General features: G+C 66.7%; 17 protein-coding genes. 15 read left to right on the top strand and 2 right to left on the bottom strand.

The annotated features are described in order from the left end of the window. The first annotated feature begins 5 nt into the window (after positions 1–5). The 15 genes from RPC_RS22905 (at position 6) to hypE (ending at position 11,184) form a co-directional block, all read left to right on the top strand. Entirely contained in the window at positions 6–575 is a 570-nt protein-coding gene (locus RPC_RS22905) for a formate hydrogenlyase complex iron-sulfur subunit (RefSeq protein ID WP_011474969.1), read from the top strand. Further along, complete coding sequence (locus RPC_RS22900; RefSeq protein ID WP_011474968.1) at positions 572–1,312, top strand: NADH-quinone oxidoreductase subunit B family protein; 741 nt, start codon at positions 572–574, stop codon at positions 1,310–1,312. Before RPC_RS22905 ends, RPC_RS22900 begins: the two co-directional genes overlap by 4 nt. Continuing rightward, positions 1,312–1,713, top strand: a complete 402-nt coding sequence (locus RPC_RS22895) for a formate hydrogenlyase maturation HycH family protein (protein WP_011474967.1) — start codon at positions 1,312–1,314, stop codon at positions 1,711–1,713. Before RPC_RS22900 ends, RPC_RS22895 begins: the two co-directional genes overlap by 1 nt. Beyond that, positions 1,710–2,195, top strand: a complete 486-nt coding sequence (gene hycI / locus RPC_RS22890) for a hydrogenase maturation peptidase HycI (protein ID WP_011474966.1) — start codon at positions 1,710–1,712, stop codon at positions 2,193–2,195. The genes RPC_RS22895 and hycI overlap by 4 nt, the downstream gene beginning before the upstream one ends. A 47-nt stretch (positions 2,196–2,242) precedes the next feature. After that, positions 2,243–3,148, top strand: a complete 906-nt coding sequence (locus RPC_RS22885; protein ID WP_011474965.1) for a formate/nitrite transporter family protein — start codon at positions 2,243–2,245, stop codon at positions 3,146–3,148. Between the two features lie 83 nt (positions 3,149–3,231). Beyond that, a complete protein-coding gene (moaA, locus tag RPC_RS22880; protein ID WP_011474964.1) occupies positions 3,232–4,254 on the top strand; it encodes a GTP 3',8-cyclase MoaA in 1,023 nt (340 codons plus the stop codon). Positions 4,255–4,256: 2 nt separating this feature from the next. Further along, positions 4,257–5,363: a nickel-dependent hydrogenase large subunit gene (locus RPC_RS25205; protein ID WP_011474963.1), complete on the top strand. Its 1,107-nt coding sequence runs from the start codon at positions 4,257–4,259 to the stop codon at positions 5,361–5,363. Positions 5,364–5,389: 26 nt separating this feature from the next. Beyond that, a complete protein-coding gene (gene fdhD, locus RPC_RS22870; RefSeq protein ID WP_011474962.1) occupies positions 5,390–6,223 on the top strand; it encodes a formate dehydrogenase accessory sulfurtransferase FdhD in 834 nt (277 codons plus the stop codon). An 82-nt stretch (positions 6,224–6,305) separates the two neighbouring features. Beyond that, complete coding sequence (locus RPC_RS26580; RefSeq protein ID WP_167532091.1) at positions 6,306–6,452, top strand: hypothetical protein; 147 nt, start codon at positions 6,306–6,308, stop codon at positions 6,450–6,452. An 8-nt stretch (positions 6,453–6,460) separates the two neighbouring features. Continuing rightward, positions 6,461–6,811, top strand: coding sequence for a HypC/HybG/HupF family hydrogenase formation chaperone (locus RPC_RS25200; protein WP_011474961.1), 351 nt, complete (start codon positions 6,461–6,463; stop codon positions 6,809–6,811). 23 nt (positions 6,812–6,834) lie between these two features. Next, the gene (locus RPC_RS22860) at positions 6,835–7,734 is read left to right on the top strand and encodes a LysR family transcriptional regulator (RefSeq protein ID WP_011474960.1); all 900 of its coding nucleotides are present in this window, start codon (positions 6,835–6,837) and stop codon (positions 7,732–7,734) included. A gap of 62 nt (positions 7,735–7,796) precedes the next feature. Next, entirely contained in the window at positions 7,797–8,702 is a 906-nt protein-coding gene (gene hypB / locus RPC_RS22855; RefSeq protein WP_011474959.1) for a hydrogenase nickel incorporation protein HypB, read from the top strand. Positions 8,703–8,714: 12 nt separating this feature from the next. Further along, positions 8,715–8,987, top strand: coding sequence for a HypC/HybG/HupF family hydrogenase formation chaperone (locus RPC_RS22850; protein WP_011474958.1), 273 nt, complete (start codon positions 8,715–8,717; stop codon positions 8,985–8,987). After that, complete coding sequence (gene hypD / locus RPC_RS22845) at positions 8,984–10,153, top strand: hydrogenase formation protein HypD (protein ID WP_011474957.1); 1,170 nt, start codon at positions 8,984–8,986, stop codon at positions 10,151–10,153. Before RPC_RS22850 ends, hypD begins: the two co-directional genes overlap by 4 nt. Beyond that, the gene (hypE, locus tag RPC_RS22840; protein WP_011474956.1) at positions 10,150–11,184 is read left to right on the top strand and encodes a hydrogenase expression/formation protein HypE; all 1,035 of its coding nucleotides are present in this window, start codon (positions 10,150–10,152) and stop codon (positions 11,182–11,184) included. The genes hypD and hypE overlap by 4 nt, the downstream gene beginning before the upstream one ends. Before the next feature lie 228 nt (positions 11,185–11,412). Here the strand turns inward: hypE and hypF are convergent, their stop codons facing one another. Beyond that, positions 11,413–13,770, bottom strand: coding sequence for a carbamoyltransferase HypF (gene hypF, locus RPC_RS22835; protein WP_011474955.1), 2,358 nt, complete (start codon positions 13,768–13,770; stop codon positions 11,413–11,415). Then, on the bottom strand, positions 13,767–14,285 hold the full coding sequence (gene mog, locus RPC_RS22830) for a molybdopterin adenylyltransferase (protein ID WP_041803228.1): 519 nt from the start codon (positions 14,283–14,285) through the stop codon (positions 13,767–13,769). Before mog ends, hypF begins: the two co-directional genes overlap by 4 nt. Positions 14,286–14,673 lie beyond the last annotated feature (388 nt).

Below are 14,673 nucleotides of genomic sequence, written 5' to 3'. Positions count from 1 at the left end.
CGTCAATGTTCAAACTGCTAAAGGAAGTCTTCCGCACGGGCGAAGCCACGGTGAAATATCCGTTCGCGCCGCTGGAAATCTCCAAGGATTTTCGCGGCAAGCCCGAGCACAACGCGGAACAGTGCATCGCCTGCGCGGCGTGCACCGTCGCCTGTCCGGCCAACGCCTTGACGATGGAAACCGACCTTGTTGCGGGCACGCGCACCTGGTCGATCTCGTACGGCCGCTGCGTGTTCTGCGGCCGCTGCGAGGAGGTCTGTCCGACCCAGGCGATCAAGCTGACGCCGGACTTCGAGCTTGCGGTCGCCAACAAGGCGGACCTCACGGTCAAGGCGGTGTTCAAGCTCGCCAACTGCGTCTGCTGCGGCGAGCCGTTCGCGCCCGCCAAGGAGATCGCCTACGTCACCGCGCTGATCGAGGCGGCCACCGTCAAGGACGGCGCCGAAGTCACGGCGACGGCGTCCGCGGAAATCGAGCGCCGGCGTCGGATGCTGGCAACTTGCCCGAGCTGCAAGCGCGTCAATGACCTGGTGCAGATCGCCCGCATCACCGATCAGCAGGAGAAACGTCGATGAAAATGGACACCCCCGCCGACATCAAGCGGATGAAATCCTCGCTGCTGTCGAATATCCGCCGCTCCGCTTATGTGTATCGGGTCGACTGCGGCGGCTGCAACGGCTGCGAGATCGAGATCTTCGCCGCCATCACGCCGATCTTCGACGCCGAACGGTTCGGCATCAAGGTGGTCGCCTCGCCGCGTCACGCCGACATTCTGCTGTTCACCGGCGCGGTGACCCGCGCGATGCGGATGCCGGCGCTGCGCGCCTACGAGGCCGCTCCGGATCCGAAGATCGTGGTGTCGTACGGCGCCTGCGGTTGCACCGGCGGCATCTTCCACGATCTGTACTGCGTCTGGGGCGGCACCGATCAGGTGGTCCCGGTCGACGTCTACATTCCGGGCTGCCCGCCGACGCCGCCGGCCACGATCTATGGCTTCGCCGTCGCGCTCGGCCTGTTGGATCAGAAGCTGAAGGCCAAGACCCACATCGAAGGCGAGGACGAGCAGGCCGGAATCAACCACGCGGCGATTCCTTATAACTTGCGCGTTCACGTCGAGCGCGAGGCCCGCCGCATGGCCGGCTACCGCCAGGGCCGCGATATCGCCGATCGTTTCCTCGCCATGATCGAACTCGGCGGCACCACGCCGCTGCATCAGCGCATCGCCAGCTTCGCGGCCGCCGAGAGCGACCCGCGGCAGGCCGAGATCTTCCTGCGGCTCGGCGAAGCATTGGTGCAAACGGAGTTGCGGTGATGAGCGGCGACGTCATCTTCTACCGCCTCAATGCCAAGATCATGGAGCGCGACGGCGACATCCCGGATGACGCCAAGCAGGTGATCTACTACTCGCTGGCGATCGGACATCACGTCGGGGTGTTCGATTGCTTCAAGCCGGTGCTTCGCTGCAAAGCCGAATTCTTCGAACGGCTGGTCGCGGCGATGCCCGAGGGCGAGGCGAGGCGCAAGCTCGACGGCCTGCATCGCTTCGGTGAGATCACCATCGACCGTTCGCACACCGAGCTGCTCGGCGCTGCGATCGATCAAGTCTCGCCGTCGCTGGACAGCGAATCCGCCGATTGGCTGCGCGAACTCGGGGTCTCGCTGGCGGCGATCGAGGCGGAGCCCGCCATCTATCTGATGGGACGACGGCTATGACCGGAATGGTGCTGACGGTCGGCAACACGCTGATGGGCGACGACGGGGCAGGGCCGCTGCTTGCGGAGCTGCTCGAAGCCAATCCGGCGACGGGTTGGAGCGTGCTCGACGGCGGCGCCACGCCGGAGAACGTCACTTATGTGGTCCGCGCCGAGGCGCCCGAGCGGGTGCTGTTGGTCGACGCGGCCGACATGCAGCTTCCCCCCGGCACGGTGTGCCGGATCGAAGAGGCCGACGTCGCCAAGCAATTCCTGATCACCACTCACGCTATCCCGCTCGACGTGCTGATCGCCTCGCTGCGGGAGACCGTGCCGCGGGTGACGTTCGTCGGCATTCAGCCGGCCGTGGTGACGTTCTACGGCGACATGACGCCGGCGGTTAAGGCTGCGGTGGAGGGTCTGCACCGAAGCCTCTTATTGGGTACGGACCCTGACGATCTGCCGACCGTGGCCGAACGCCACGACCAGACAGCAATGACTTAGTGACTCAGTGACTTAGTGACTTAGTGCCACATTGAAGGAGACACGCCGTGGCTGATAACGCAATATTGGGCTCAGACGCCTACTCTCCAGCTGAAATTCAAGACAAGGTCGAAAAGCTCGGCGTCAAGAAGGCGCGGATGCCCTTCCTGCCCGAGTTCATGCTGTCGATGATCGCCGGCGGCTCCATCGGGATCGGCGGCATGTTCTTTATCATCGTGCTGGCGGATCCGACGCTCGGCTTCGCGCCACAGCGCTTCCTCGGTGGCATCGCCTTCTCGCTGGGGCTCAGCATCGTGATGATCGGCGGCGCCGAGCTGTTCACCGGCAACTGTTTGATCGTTATGGCGTGGTGGAACGGTCAGATCCGAACCGGCGAGGTGTTTCGTAACTGGACCGTCGTATGGGTCGGCAATCTCGTCGGCGCTCTTGGCCTGGTCTTCATGTTGTACATGGCCCACTTCGCCGATCTCAACAACGGCGCGGTCGGGACCGCGATCCTCAAGCTTGCGGCGAGCAAGATCCAACCCGACATGGTGACGATCTTCTTCAAGGGCATTCTGTGTAACTTGCTGGTCTGCCTCGGCGTCTGGCTTGCTTATGCGGGTCGCTCGGTCGCCGACAAGATGGCCGGCATGGTGCTGCCGGTCGCGGCATTCGTTGCTGCCGGGTTCGAGCATTGCGTCGCCAACATGTTCTTCCTGCCGATGGCTTGGGTGCTGGTGGAAACCGGCCATGTGCCGGCCGGCATGGATGTCTCCGTGATCACCACGCTCGGCATCGTGCATAACCTGATCCCCGCGACGCTGGGCAACATCGTCGGCGGCGCCGGCTTTGTCGGTTTCATCTACTGGGCGATCTACCGCAAGGGTCTCGGTGGCTTGACGCCGCTGCCGCCGCGCGCCGCCAAGCAGGTGGCGCCCTCCAATGGCAAGCGGGCGATGCCGGCTGAGTAATCCACACACGGCCGTCCGTGGCCGGCAGCGTCGGCCACGGACGGATACTTACGATGAGATCCAGTACTTCCGGGGAATCTCCCATGTCCATCCGTCACGACGTTTCTACTCGCGGCACGCTGATCGACCCACACGGTCGCCACATCGACAGGCTGCGGGTCTCGGTGACCGATCGCTGTAATTTCCGCTGCAGTTATTGCCTGGGCGCCCATCCGGTATTTGCGCCGCGCGCCGAACTGCTCACGCTCGACGAACTTGATCGGCTGTGTTCGGCCTTCGTCGGCTGCGGCGTGCGCCGCGTCCGTCTGACCGGCGGCGAACCGCTGGTCCGCCGCAACCTGATGTCCTTCGTGCGCGCGCTGTCGCGGCACCTGGTCTCCGGCGCGCTCGACGAAATCACCATGACCACCAACGGCGCGCTGCTCGGCCGCTACGCCCGCGAACTCGCCGATGCCGGGCTGAGCCGCATCAACGTCTCGGTCGACACGCTCGATCCGGTTGAATTCAAGTCGATCACGATGGGCGGCGACGTCGACGTGGTGCTGGACGGCATCGCGGCGGCGCGCGCCGCCGGATTGCCGGTGAAACTCAACACCGTGGTGCAGGCCGGGGTGAACGAAGCTGCGATCCCGGCGCTGATCGAATACGCCCACGCCCGCAACATGGATCTGACGCTGATCGAAGTCATGCCGATGGGGCTGTACGCCGGCAAGCGCCCGGCGTCGTTCGTGTCGCTGCAGAAGATCCGTGCCGATCTCGAGACCCGCTTCACGCTGACCGATCTGCTGGATCGCTCCAGCGGTCCCGCGCGCTATGTGCGGGTGGCGCAGACCGGCGGCCGGGTCGGCTTCATCACGCCGATGAGCCGCGGCTTTTGCGAGTCATGCAACCGGGTCCGCATCACCTCGACCGGCCAGTTGGTGCCCTGCCTCGGCCATGTCGAAGGCCTCGATCTGCGCGCCGCGCTGCGCAGCAGCGAAAGCGAGGCGCCGCTGATCGATGCGATCCATGCCGCGGTCGCGCACAAGCCCGACGGCCACGATTTCGCGACCGCCAACCGTTTCCCGGTGACGGTCGAGCGCAGCATGAATGTGACAGGCGGCTGATCGTGGCAGACCCGCTGCAGCCCGGTTGCGTCCGCATCACGGCCGATGTGGCGGACGCACGGGTGGTCGCGCGCAGCGTGTTGAGCGATCGACCGCGCGGCCTTGCGGCCGCGATTGCACGGCACCGGCCGGTCGCCATTCCCGATCTGACGCGGCGGCTGTTTGCGTTGTGCGGCACCTCGCATTGGCTCGCCGCGATCAATGCGCTGGCGATGGCGGGCGCTGCGATGGAGGCGCCGTCGCCGGACACCGCGGTTCGCATGCTGGCCGCCGAGCGCGTCGTCGCGCATCTGCAGGCGACGTTCATCGATTGGGGCAGCACGGTGCGGCCGACGCCGATCGAGGCTGCGGCGCTGTCGTCGGCGTTGACCTTGGCCAAGGGGTCGCACATCGACGGCGAGGCCTTGCTCGGCGCCGTCGGCGCGCTCGGCATGGCGACCCGGGATCGCAACACAACCGCGGCCGGCTCCTGGGTCGAGCGGCTGCTGATCACCGCCGGCGCCGATAGCATCGGAGCGCCGACCGTCGACGTTCTCACGGCGAACGACGATGAGCAGGTGCTGGCTGCGCTCGACGATCAGGAAGAGACATTCGCCGCGGCGCCGTGGCTGCCGGGGCGACGTCCGGAGACCGGACCCGCGGCGCGCGCCGCGTTGCGCGGGCTGCGCCCTGCCTCGCCGGCGGAGCGACTCTGCGCGCGGCTCGCCGAGGTGGCCGAAGCGGCCGATCTGATTGCCGGCACGCAGCGGGCCGACGGTTCGGAATGGCTCTCCACCGCCTCGCTTGGCCCGGGCGTCGGGTTCTGTGCGGTGGAAACGCCGCGTGGGCGGCTGCATCATCTGGTGCGGCTGGCCCCGCAAGGAACCGTGCAGCGCTATCTGATCCTGGCGCCGACCGAATGGAATTTCGCCGCCGACGGTCCGTTCGCCGCCGCGCTCGACAAGTTTCCGGTCGGCGAGGACGGCGACGCGGCGAAATCCGCCATCGCACGGCTCGCGTCGCTCTACGATCCCTGCGTCGGTTGCGCCATCGAAGTGCGCCAGCTTGCGGACCGCCCCGCCCCGCATCAGCGCGGGATTTCGGCTGATGCAATCCGCGGCGCGCCGTAACGGCAGGCGCCAGTTGGGAGATCGCGATGTTGGACAATTCGGGATTGGAACTGCTGCCGGCGTCGGTGCGCACGTCGTGTGAAATCGCGGTGCAGCCGCTCGGTCGCGGCAAGTCAACGGCGATGGTCGCCGAGGAGGTGCCGATCGGCGTGTTGTACAGCGGCATCCCGCACGCGGTGATGATGGCGTCGCCGGCCGATCTCGAGGATTTCGCGATCGGCTTTTCGGTGACCGAGGGCATCATCAAGGCGGCATCCGACGTTCGCGAGATCTCCGTGCAGCAAACCTGCGACGGCGTCGAAATCAATCTGGTGCTGGTGCCGGAGCGGTTTCAGGACTTTCTCTCGCGGCGTCGCACGCGCAATCTGCGCGGCCACACCAGTTGCGGTCTGTGCGGCGTCGAGGAAGTTGCCGACACCCGCGCCGACACGCCGCAGGCGCCCGCCGGGCAGCCGTTTTCGCAGGCCGCCGTGCGCCGCGCGTTGGCTGCGCTGACGAACCACCAAGAGTTGCATCGGCTGACCCGCGCCGCGCACGCCGCGGCATGGGTTGCAATCGAAGGCGACATCCTGCTGGTGCGCGAAGACGTCGGCCGGCATAACGCGCTTGATAAGTTGATCGGCGCGGCAATGCGTCAGGGCTTCGATCTCGGCGCCGGCTTCTGCCTGATCACCAGCCGCTGTTCATACGAGATGGTGCAGAAAGCGTTGATGGCGTCGATGCCTGCAATTGTCGCTATTTCCGCACCGACCGGGCTCGCTGTGCGAACGGCAGCGGCCGCCGGACTGACGCTCGTCGCGCTGGCGCGAGACGAGGGACAGAACGTCTATGCAGGCGCGCACAGGATCGACGGCCCGTAGCCGAAACCGGCCGCTAATCGTCAAGCTTCTTGATTTGGATCAAGTCTAAAGACGGGCTACAAGTATTCGTACGAGCGTCGGTTTGCTGGAGATTGCGACCATGTTTCGTGCTCTGAACTGGATCGCAGCCGTTGCAATCGTCGAATTCACAACCTGCGTTTACCTCCTTCTCAAGCCGCTGCCGTCATCGGCCGCGGATGAACAGGGGAATATTCACGCCATTACCTGATCGTCGCCATGTGCATCGCTCTACCATGTAAGATTGTGGCCGTTGCCGATTCCGCGCTGATGCTTGTCGCCGTGGCTGCCGAAGGAGAGTCCGCGCATGAGATCGTCTCGGCCGCCCTTCTGGTGAGCCCGCAGCGACCGGTCGAGGATTTGGTCGGCGCATTCGTTCTGATCCACGCAGGATTCGCCATTTCTCGGATCGACGAGGCCGAGGCGCGATCGCGCCAGCAGGTCTTCGCGGCGCTGAGAGGCGGAACGGACGCCATCGATCTGGACGATTTCTACGCATCCACGACGGATGCTCCGGCTCTGCCCGGATTTTGCGCTGAGAGACGCCCGCTCCCCGACACTGCCTCGTGATTGTTCCGTAGGGTCTTTGCAGCATGTACGAGAAGTTCGAATATCTCCTGGCGCTCGGACGCGAGAAACACTTTGGCCGCGCCGCGCAAGTCTGTGGCGTTTCGCAGCCCAACCTCTCGGCGGCCATCAAGCAACTGGAGATTCAGTTCGGCGTGATCCTGGTCGATCGCGGCGCGCGTTTCATGGGCTTCACGCCCGAAGGCGAGCGGGTGCTGGATTGGGCGCGCAGCATCGTCGGCGATTTTCGCGCGATGACCGCCGAAATCGAATCGATGAAACAGGGCTACGCGGGGAATTTGCGGATCGCGGCGATTCCGACGTCGTTGCCGATCCTGTCGCGGCTGACCGCGTCGTATTGGGAGCGGCATCCCGGCGTGCACGTCTCGATCTCGTCGTGCAATTCCGCCGAGATCCTGGCCCGGCTGGAGAATCTCGAGACCGATATCGGCATCACCTATTTCGATCGGGAATCGCTCGGCCGCAACGCCGAAGTGCCGCTGTATCATGAGCGTTATTGCCTGATCGCCTGCCGCGACATGCCGCTGATGGACCGCCCGACGGTGACCTGGGAAGAGGTGGCGACGCTGCCGTTGTGCCTGCCCTCGACCGACATGCAGAATCGCCGGATCTATGATCGCATCTTCAAGGAGGTCGGCGTCACCGTGCAGCCGGCGATGGAGTCCAACGACTTCATCGTCCGCATCGCGCATCTGCGCGCCGGACGGCTGGCCACGGTGATGCCGCGGATCATGGCGGAAGACTGGTCGGTGCCGCCGGAATTGGTGTCGATCCCGATCGTCGCGCCCGAAGTGAGCGCTCTGGTCGGCTTGCTCTACCCCAAGCGCGATCCGATTCCGCCGTTGACCGCGGCGCTGATCCACGAAGCCCGCCAGTTGGTCCCGGTGCTGACCGCGATGGCCTGAGACGGCGGCTTGCAGACCCTAACCGATGCCAGGCGGTCGCCGTGGCGAATGGAGACGACGTGATGTGTACCACATGCGGATGCGGCGGAACCGAAGCCACCATCGAGGGCGCCGATGCCCATGGGCATGCGCACCACCATCCGCATGATCACGACCATGCCCACGACCACGACCATCACGACCACGATCATGCCCATGGTCACGGCGGCGAACACGGCCACGCCCATGACCATGCCCACGACGGTCATCATCATGATCACCATCATCATCACGACCATGCCGCATCGGTGGCGCCGCCGGCGCCCGGCGCCGTCAGCTCGCGAACCATCGTGCTGGAGCGCGATATTCTCGCCGAGAACGATCGCCTCGCGGCCCGCAACCGCGCCCGCTTTGCCGAGGCCGGCGTGCTGGCGCTGAATCTGGTTTCGAGTCCCGGCTCCGGCAAGACCACGCTGTTGACCCGCACCATCGCAGCGCTCGCCGGCAGCGTGCCGGTCGGCGTCATCGAGGGCGACCAGCAGACCAGCAACGACGCCGACCGGATTCGCGCCGCCGGCGCGCCGGCGGTGCAGATCAACACCGGCAAGGGCTGCCATCTCGACGCGCATATGGTGGGCCACGCTTGCGATCAGCTCGAGCTTGCCCGCGGCGGCGTGTTGTTCATCGAGAACGTCGGCAACTTGGTTTGTCCCGCGGCATTCGATCTCGGCGAAGCCGCCAAGGTCGCTATCGTCTCGGTCACCGAGGGCGACGACAAGCCGCTGAAATATCCCGATATGTTCGCCGCCGCGCGCTTGGTGCTGGTGAACAAGATCGATCTGTTGCCTTACGTCGATTCCGATATCGCCGTGCTCACCGCCAACGCCAGGCGCGTCAATCCTGCGGTCGAGGTGCTGGTGCTGTCGGCGCGCAGCGGCGAAGGCATGGATGCCTGGATCGCCTGGTTGAAATCCCGATTGGCCACATAGGACGGACGCATCATGTGCCTCGGCATTCCCGTACAAATCATCGCCGTCACCGATGCGGACAAGATGCTGGCGCTCGCCGAGGTCAAGGGCGTGCGCCGCGAGATCAACGTGATGCTGGTCAGCGATCCCGCTGAACCGATCGCGGCGTTGATCGGGCGCTGGGTGCTGCTGCATGTCGGCTTTGCGGTGTCGCGGATCGACGAGGACGAGGCGCGGATCACGCTCGACCTGCTCGACGCCACCGGCGCCGTGGAAGAAGAACTCGCCGTGATGGCGCCGCAATGACCGCGACCCAAGCCAAGAACTTTGCCGACGAATTCCGCGATCCGGCGCATGCCCGCGCCGAATTGACGCGGATCGCAAGGCTCGCCGCCGCGCTCGGCGCCACCCACGACAAGCCGGTCTCGATCATGGAGATCTGCGGCGGCCATACGCACACGATTTTTCGCCATGGCCTCGATCGCTTGATCGATGACGGCATCGAATTCGTCCATGGCCCGGGCTGCCCGGTCTGCGTGCTGCCGCAGGCGCGGATCGACGAATGCATCGAGATCGCCAGCCGTCCCGGCGTGGTGCTGGCAACCTTCGGCGACGCGGTGCGGGTGCCGGGCACGCAGGGTTCGCTGCTGGTCGCTAAGGCCAAGGGCGCCGACGTGCGCATCGTCTATTCGCCGCTCGATGCGCTGGCGCTGGCGCGCAAGCTGCCGGACCGCGAAGTGGTGTTCTTCGCCATCGGTTTCGAGACCACGATGCCGGCCACCGCGCTGACGCTGCTGCAGGCCGAACGCGAGGGCATCAAGAATTTCTCGCTGTTCTGCAATCACATCACGGTGCCGCAGCCGCTGCGCGTGCTGCTGCAGGACCCGATGATGCAGATCCACGGCTTCGTCGGCCCCGGCCATGTCAGCATGGTGATCGGGCTGGAGCCGTATGAGTTCATCGCCGAACAATTCCACCGCCCGGTGGTGGTCGCGGGCTTCGAGCCGGTCGATCTGTTGCAATCGGTGGCGATGGTGCTGACGCAACTGGTCGAAGGCCGCGCCGAGGTGGAAAATCAGTACGCGCGGGTGGTGCGCAAGGCCGGCAATCCGCAGGCGCTGGCGGCGATCGACGCGGTGTTCGAGCCGCGCGCCAGCTTCGAATGGCGCGGCCTCGGCGAGATCGAATGGTCGGGCATGAAGATTCGCGGCCGCTACGCCGCGTTCGACGCCGAGCAGAAATTCGGCGTCGGCTATGGCGGCACGCGGGCGGCGACCGCGCCCGAACTGGCGGATTGCCGCTGCGGTGAAGTGGTGAAGGGCGCGGTGAAGCCGCCGGATTGTCCGCTGTTCGGCACGGTGTGCCGGCCGGAAACGCCGGTCGGCGCGCTGATGGTGTCGTCGGAAGGGTCTTGCGCGGCGTATTGGCAATATGCCGGGCGGCGCGTCGCCACGGCGGAGGCTGCGGTATGAGCAAGTTGATTGGGACGGTGGTGACGCTGGCGCATGGCGGCGGCGGCAAGGCGATGCGCGACCTCGTCGCCGAAGTGTTCATGCCGGCGTTCGACAATCCGATTCTCGGCGTCATGGAAGATCAGGCGCGGCTCGAGCTCGGCGCACTGTCGGTGCCTGGCGCGCGGCTCGCCTTCACCACCGACGGCTTCGTGGTGCGACCGCTGGAATTTCCCGGCGGCGATATCGGCAAGCTCGCGGTGTGCGGCACGGTGAACGATCTCGCAGTCGGCGGCGCCACGCCGCTGTGGCTGTCCTGCGCGGTGGTGATCGAGGAAGGTTTTGAATTCGAAAAGCTGCGCCGCATCGTGGCGTCGATGCGGGCCTCGGCGGCCGAGGCCGGCGTGCTGATCGTCACCGGCGACACCAAGGTGGTGGAGCGCGGCGCGGCCGACGGATTGTTCATTACCACCGCCGGCGTCGGGGTGTTTCCGCCGGGGCGCAATCTCGCCGCGGTGAATGTGCGGCCGGGCGACGTGGTGCTGGTCAATGGCCCGATCGGCGATCACGGCGCCGCGGTGATGGCCGCGCGCGGCGATCTATTGCTGGAAACCAAGTTGATCAGCGATTGCCGTCCGCTCAACGGCCTGATGAATGCGCTGCTTGAGGCCGCGCCCGCCACGCGTTGCGCGCGCGATGCGACCCGCGGCGGCGTCGCCGCGGTGCTGAACGAAATCGCGGCGGCCGCCAAGATCGGCGTCGCGATCGACGAGGCGAAGATTCCGGTGCGTCCCGAAGTCGACGGCGTCTGCGAAATTTTGGGCCTCGATCCCTTGTATCTCGCCAATGAAGGCACCTTGGTCGCGGTGGTGCCGGCCGATCAGGCCGACGCCGCGCTGGCGGCGTGGCGTGCCCGCGCCGATGGAACTGATGCTTGCGCGATCGGCGAGATCACCGCGGGGCCGTCCGGCGACGTGGTGATGCGCACCCGGTTCGGCAGCGAGCGACTGGTCGATCTGATGATCGGCGATCAATTGCCGCGGATTTGCTGAGAGCTTCCGTCGGAATCGGTCCTACCAGTTCAAGCACCCGCAATACGCCAGCGTGCCCCGGACGCGGCGCAGCGCGCCGCGCTTGCGGCGTGGTGCGCTGCAGAGCCGGAGCCGTTACGGAATGCAGCGCTTGGAACGGTCCCGGCTCGCGCAGCAGCGTGAAGAACGCTGCAGCGCGTCCGGGACACGGGCCGCATTGCTTTGACAACGCGGCGCCAGCCGAACGCGCTACGCCAGCGCCCGCGCGGCGGCGATGATCGCCTGGCCGTAAGCCAGCCCGCCGTCATTGGCGGGGATTTGTGCCGGCGACAGCACCGGCAGCGAACTTGCACTGAGCCGCGCGAGACAAGCCTGAAGTAACAGACCGTTCTGGAACACGCCGCCGCCGAGCGCGATCGCTTGCGCGTCGTTGGCCTTGGCGATCTTTAGCGCGCAATCACAGAATGCGTCGGCGAGCCCGAAGTGAAACCGTGCCGCGATAGCGGCGATCGGCACGCCGGCCGCAAGGTCGTCTAACAGCGCCCGCCACATCGGCGCCGGATCGATGCTCCAGGGCGTCGTCGCGGTGTCGAGCGCAAACGGATAGCCGCGCGTATCAGCGCTGCCGCTGGCCAACGCCTCCAGCGCCATCGCCGCTTCGCCCTCGAAGCTTAGTTGCGCCGGCGCCAGCGCGAGGGCTGCAGCGACCGCATCGAATAGCCGGCCGCAGGACGACGACGGCGGCGAATTGATGCCGCGCGCCATCGCCTGCCGCAGCACGCCAAGTTGTTGCGCGGCGAGGATCGCGCCGCCCGGCAATGCCGGCAGGCACGCCGCGGTGCCCTCAGTGCCGAACGCCGCGTCGAGCTGCGCCAGCAGATTGCGCCACGGCTGCGTCACCGCGCGGGCGCCGCCCGGCAGCGGCACCGGTTTCAAGTGCGCCATCCGGGTGAAGTCCATGTAGTCGCACAGCAGAATCTCGCCGCCCCACACCGTGCCGTCGCTGCCATAGCCGATGCCGTCGAGCGCGATGCCGACGACGCGGCCGCCGTCGCGCGGCCAGCCCCGCTCCGCCATCGCGGACGCGATATGCGCGTGATGATGCTGCACGCGCGCAAGCGGCAGAGCACGCTCGGCGGCGGCTTGCTCGGCCCAGGCTGAGCTGCGATAGGCCGGGTGCAGATCGGCCGCGAGCAGAGAAGGGCGATGGTCGAACAGCTGCGCGTAGTCGTCGATGGCGCGGACGAATTCGCGATAGGTCAACGGCTCTTCGAGATCGCCGAGGTGATGCGACAGCAGCGCCTCGTCGTTGCGCGTGAGACAAATCGCGCCTTTCATTTCGCCGCCCAGCGCCAGCACCGGCGGCGCCGCAGCGAACCCCGGCGGCAGCGTGCGCGGCGCCGGCGCGTAGCCGCGGGCGTGGCGCAACAGCCGCGTTTCGCCGCCGACCACGCGCGCCACCGAATCGTCGAGCCGCCGCGCGATCCGCCGGTCGTGCATCAGGAAACAGTCGGCGAAGCCGCCGAGCTTGCGCTGCGCGTCGGCATTGTCGATCACTTGAGGTTCGCCGGAGACGTTGCCGCTGGTCATCACCAGCGCGCCGCCGAATTCATTCAGCAGCAGATGATGCAGCGGCGTGGTCGGCAGCATGAAGCCGAGTAGCGACTGGTTCGGCGCCACCGCGGCGGCCAGCCCCTCATGGTGTCGCCACGGCAGCAGCACGATCGGCGCCGCCGGGCTCAAAAGCAGCGCGGCTTCCTGCGCATCGGCCCGGCAGAAGCGCCGGATAGCTTCGAGATCCGCCGCCATCAGCGCGAAGGGTTTGGCGGGGCGACGTTTTCGCGCGCGCAAGGCGTCGACCGCGGCTTCGCTGCCGGCGTCGCAGGCCAAGTGAAATCCGCCGAGGCCTTTCAGCGCGAGGATTTTTCCCTGCCGCAAGGCGTCGACGGCGGCGGTGAGTGGATCGTCGGCGGCCACCCGCGCGCCGGCGGCGTTCTCCAGCCACAGCTGCGGGCCGCAATCCGGGCAGGCGATCGGCTGGGCGTGGAAGCGGCGGTCGGCCGGGGAGTCGTATTCGCTGCGGCATGGCGCGCACAGCGCGAAGTCGCGCATCGTGGTGTTGGGTCGGTCGTAGGGGATCGCGTCGATGATCGAGAACCGCGGACCGCACGCGGTGCAACTGGCAAACGCATAGCGATAGCGGCGCTCGCCGGGCGTGTCGATTTCGGCGGCGCAGGCGGCGCAGATCCGCGCATCCGGCACCACGCCCGCGGTGTTGCGACCACCGTGCTCGGCCGGCGAGGACGCGATCGCAAATGTCACGAGGCCAGAGGGCGCGCTCCACGGCGCGCGCTCGATCGTGACCACATGGGCCAGTGCCGGCGCCTCATCGCTGATCGCCGCGACCAACGCCTCGATTGCGGCGCGTTCGCCGGCGACGTGAATCAGCACGCCTTCGCTGTCGTTGTGCACCGAGCCCAGAAGCGCCAGGCGCTGCGCCAGCGCGTGCACGAAGGGGCGGAAGCCGACTCCCTGCACCAGGCCGCGGACGCGGATGCGTTCGCCCACGCTCAGCGGCGCATCGCGGTCGCCGCGATCTATCGTCATTTCGGCCGGAATGCGGCAATCACCGAGGCGTCGGTTTCGATCCGCCCGGCGCCCATCAGGTCGAGACAATACGGCACCGCGGCGAACACCGCTTCCAGGCACACCGCGATCGAGGCCGGCTTGCCGGGCATGTTGATGATCAGCGTCTTGCCGCGGGTGCCGGCGAGTTGCCGCGACAGGATCGCGGTCGGCACGTGTTGCAGGCTGGCGAGCCGCATCGCTTCGCCGAAGCCGGGCATCAGCCGTTCGATCACCGCCTCGGTGGCTTCCGGGGTGCAGTCGCGCGGCGACGGGCCGGTGCCGCCGGTGGTCAACAGCAGGTCGACCTTGTCGACGTCGCACAGCGCGATCAGCGCCTCGCGCACGCTGTCGACGCCGTCCGGAATGACGCGGCCGACCGCCTCCCAGGGGCTGGTGATGGCGCGGCTGAGCCAGGCGACCACGGCGGGGCCGCCGAGATCCTCATATTCGCCGCGTGCGGCACGGTCGGAGACGGTCAGAACGCCGATGCGCACCATACGCCAATTCCCACTCTCGAGATGTCAGCCGCCGAAGTCCGACGGTTTGCTGCCGGCGATGATAGCACGGGGCTTTTGCGCGGCATCAGCGAATGTTGACTTCGATGTCGTCGTCGCGGTTTCAGCCGCGGAAATCACCAACAGACGGTCTCGGTGGCGGTGCGCAGCGCCACACCCCGCTTATTGTCCGCACAACGGGCGGCGAATTGCGCCGCTGCAATCCTGCGTGGTGCGCGGGTGTCGCTGCATCTGCGTCGTTGCGTAAGGCGGCCCGGACAGCGATCAACGGTTGCTGCAGCGCCGGCGCGGTGACGTCATCATCCCAATTGCCGACATGGCGGGGCTCTCGCGCATGTTATGTTTGGCGCGAAGCAAGGGAACACGA

It is taken from the genome of Rhodopseudomonas palustris BisB18, from assembly GCF_000013745.1.
GTDB lineage: Bacteria > Pseudomonadota > Alphaproteobacteria > Rhizobiales > Xanthobacteraceae > Rhodopseudomonas_A > Rhodopseudomonas_A palustris_F.
This window is presented reverse-complemented; position numbering and strand designations above follow the sequence as displayed.

Coding starts and splice junctions, on each gene's coding strand:
- RPC_RS22905 (WP_011474969.1), top strand. CDS start 6: ATGTTCAAACTGCTAAAGGAAGTCTTCCGCACGGGCGAAGCCACGGTG.
- RPC_RS22900 (WP_011474968.1), top strand. CDS start 572: ATGAAAATGGACACCCCCGCCGACATCAAGCGGATGAAATCCTCGCTG.
- RPC_RS22895 (WP_011474967.1), top strand. CDS start 1,312: ATGAGCGGCGACGTCATCTTCTACCGCCTCAATGCCAAGATCATGGAG.
- hycI (WP_011474966.1), top strand. CDS start 1,710: ATGACCGGAATGGTGCTGACGGTCGGCAACACGCTGATGGGCGACGAC.
- moaA (WP_011474964.1), top strand. CDS start 3,232: ATGTCCATCCGTCACGACGTTTCTACTCGCGGCACGCTGATCGACCCA.
- fdhD (WP_011474962.1), top strand. CDS start 5,390: ATGTTGGACAATTCGGGATTGGAACTGCTGCCGGCGTCGGTGCGCACG.
- RPC_RS25200 (WP_011474961.1), top strand. CDS start 6,461: ATGTGCATCGCTCTACCATGTAAGATTGTGGCCGTTGCCGATTCCGCG.
- RPC_RS22860 (WP_011474960.1), top strand. CDS start 6,835: ATGTACGAGAAGTTCGAATATCTCCTGGCGCTCGGACGCGAGAAACAC.
- hypB (WP_011474959.1), top strand. CDS start 7,797: ATGTGTACCACATGCGGATGCGGCGGAACCGAAGCCACCATCGAGGGC.
- RPC_RS22850 (WP_011474958.1), top strand. CDS start 8,715: ATGTGCCTCGGCATTCCCGTACAAATCATCGCCGTCACCGATGCGGAC.
- hypD (WP_011474957.1), top strand. CDS start 8,984: ATGACCGCGACCCAAGCCAAGAACTTTGCCGACGAATTCCGCGATCCG.
- hypE (WP_011474956.1), top strand. CDS start 10,150: ATGAGCAAGTTGATTGGGACGGTGGTGACGCTGGCGCATGGCGGCGGC.
- hypF (WP_011474955.1), bottom strand. CDS start 13,770: ATGACGATAGATCGCGGCGACCGCGATGCGCCGCTGAGCGTGGGCGAA.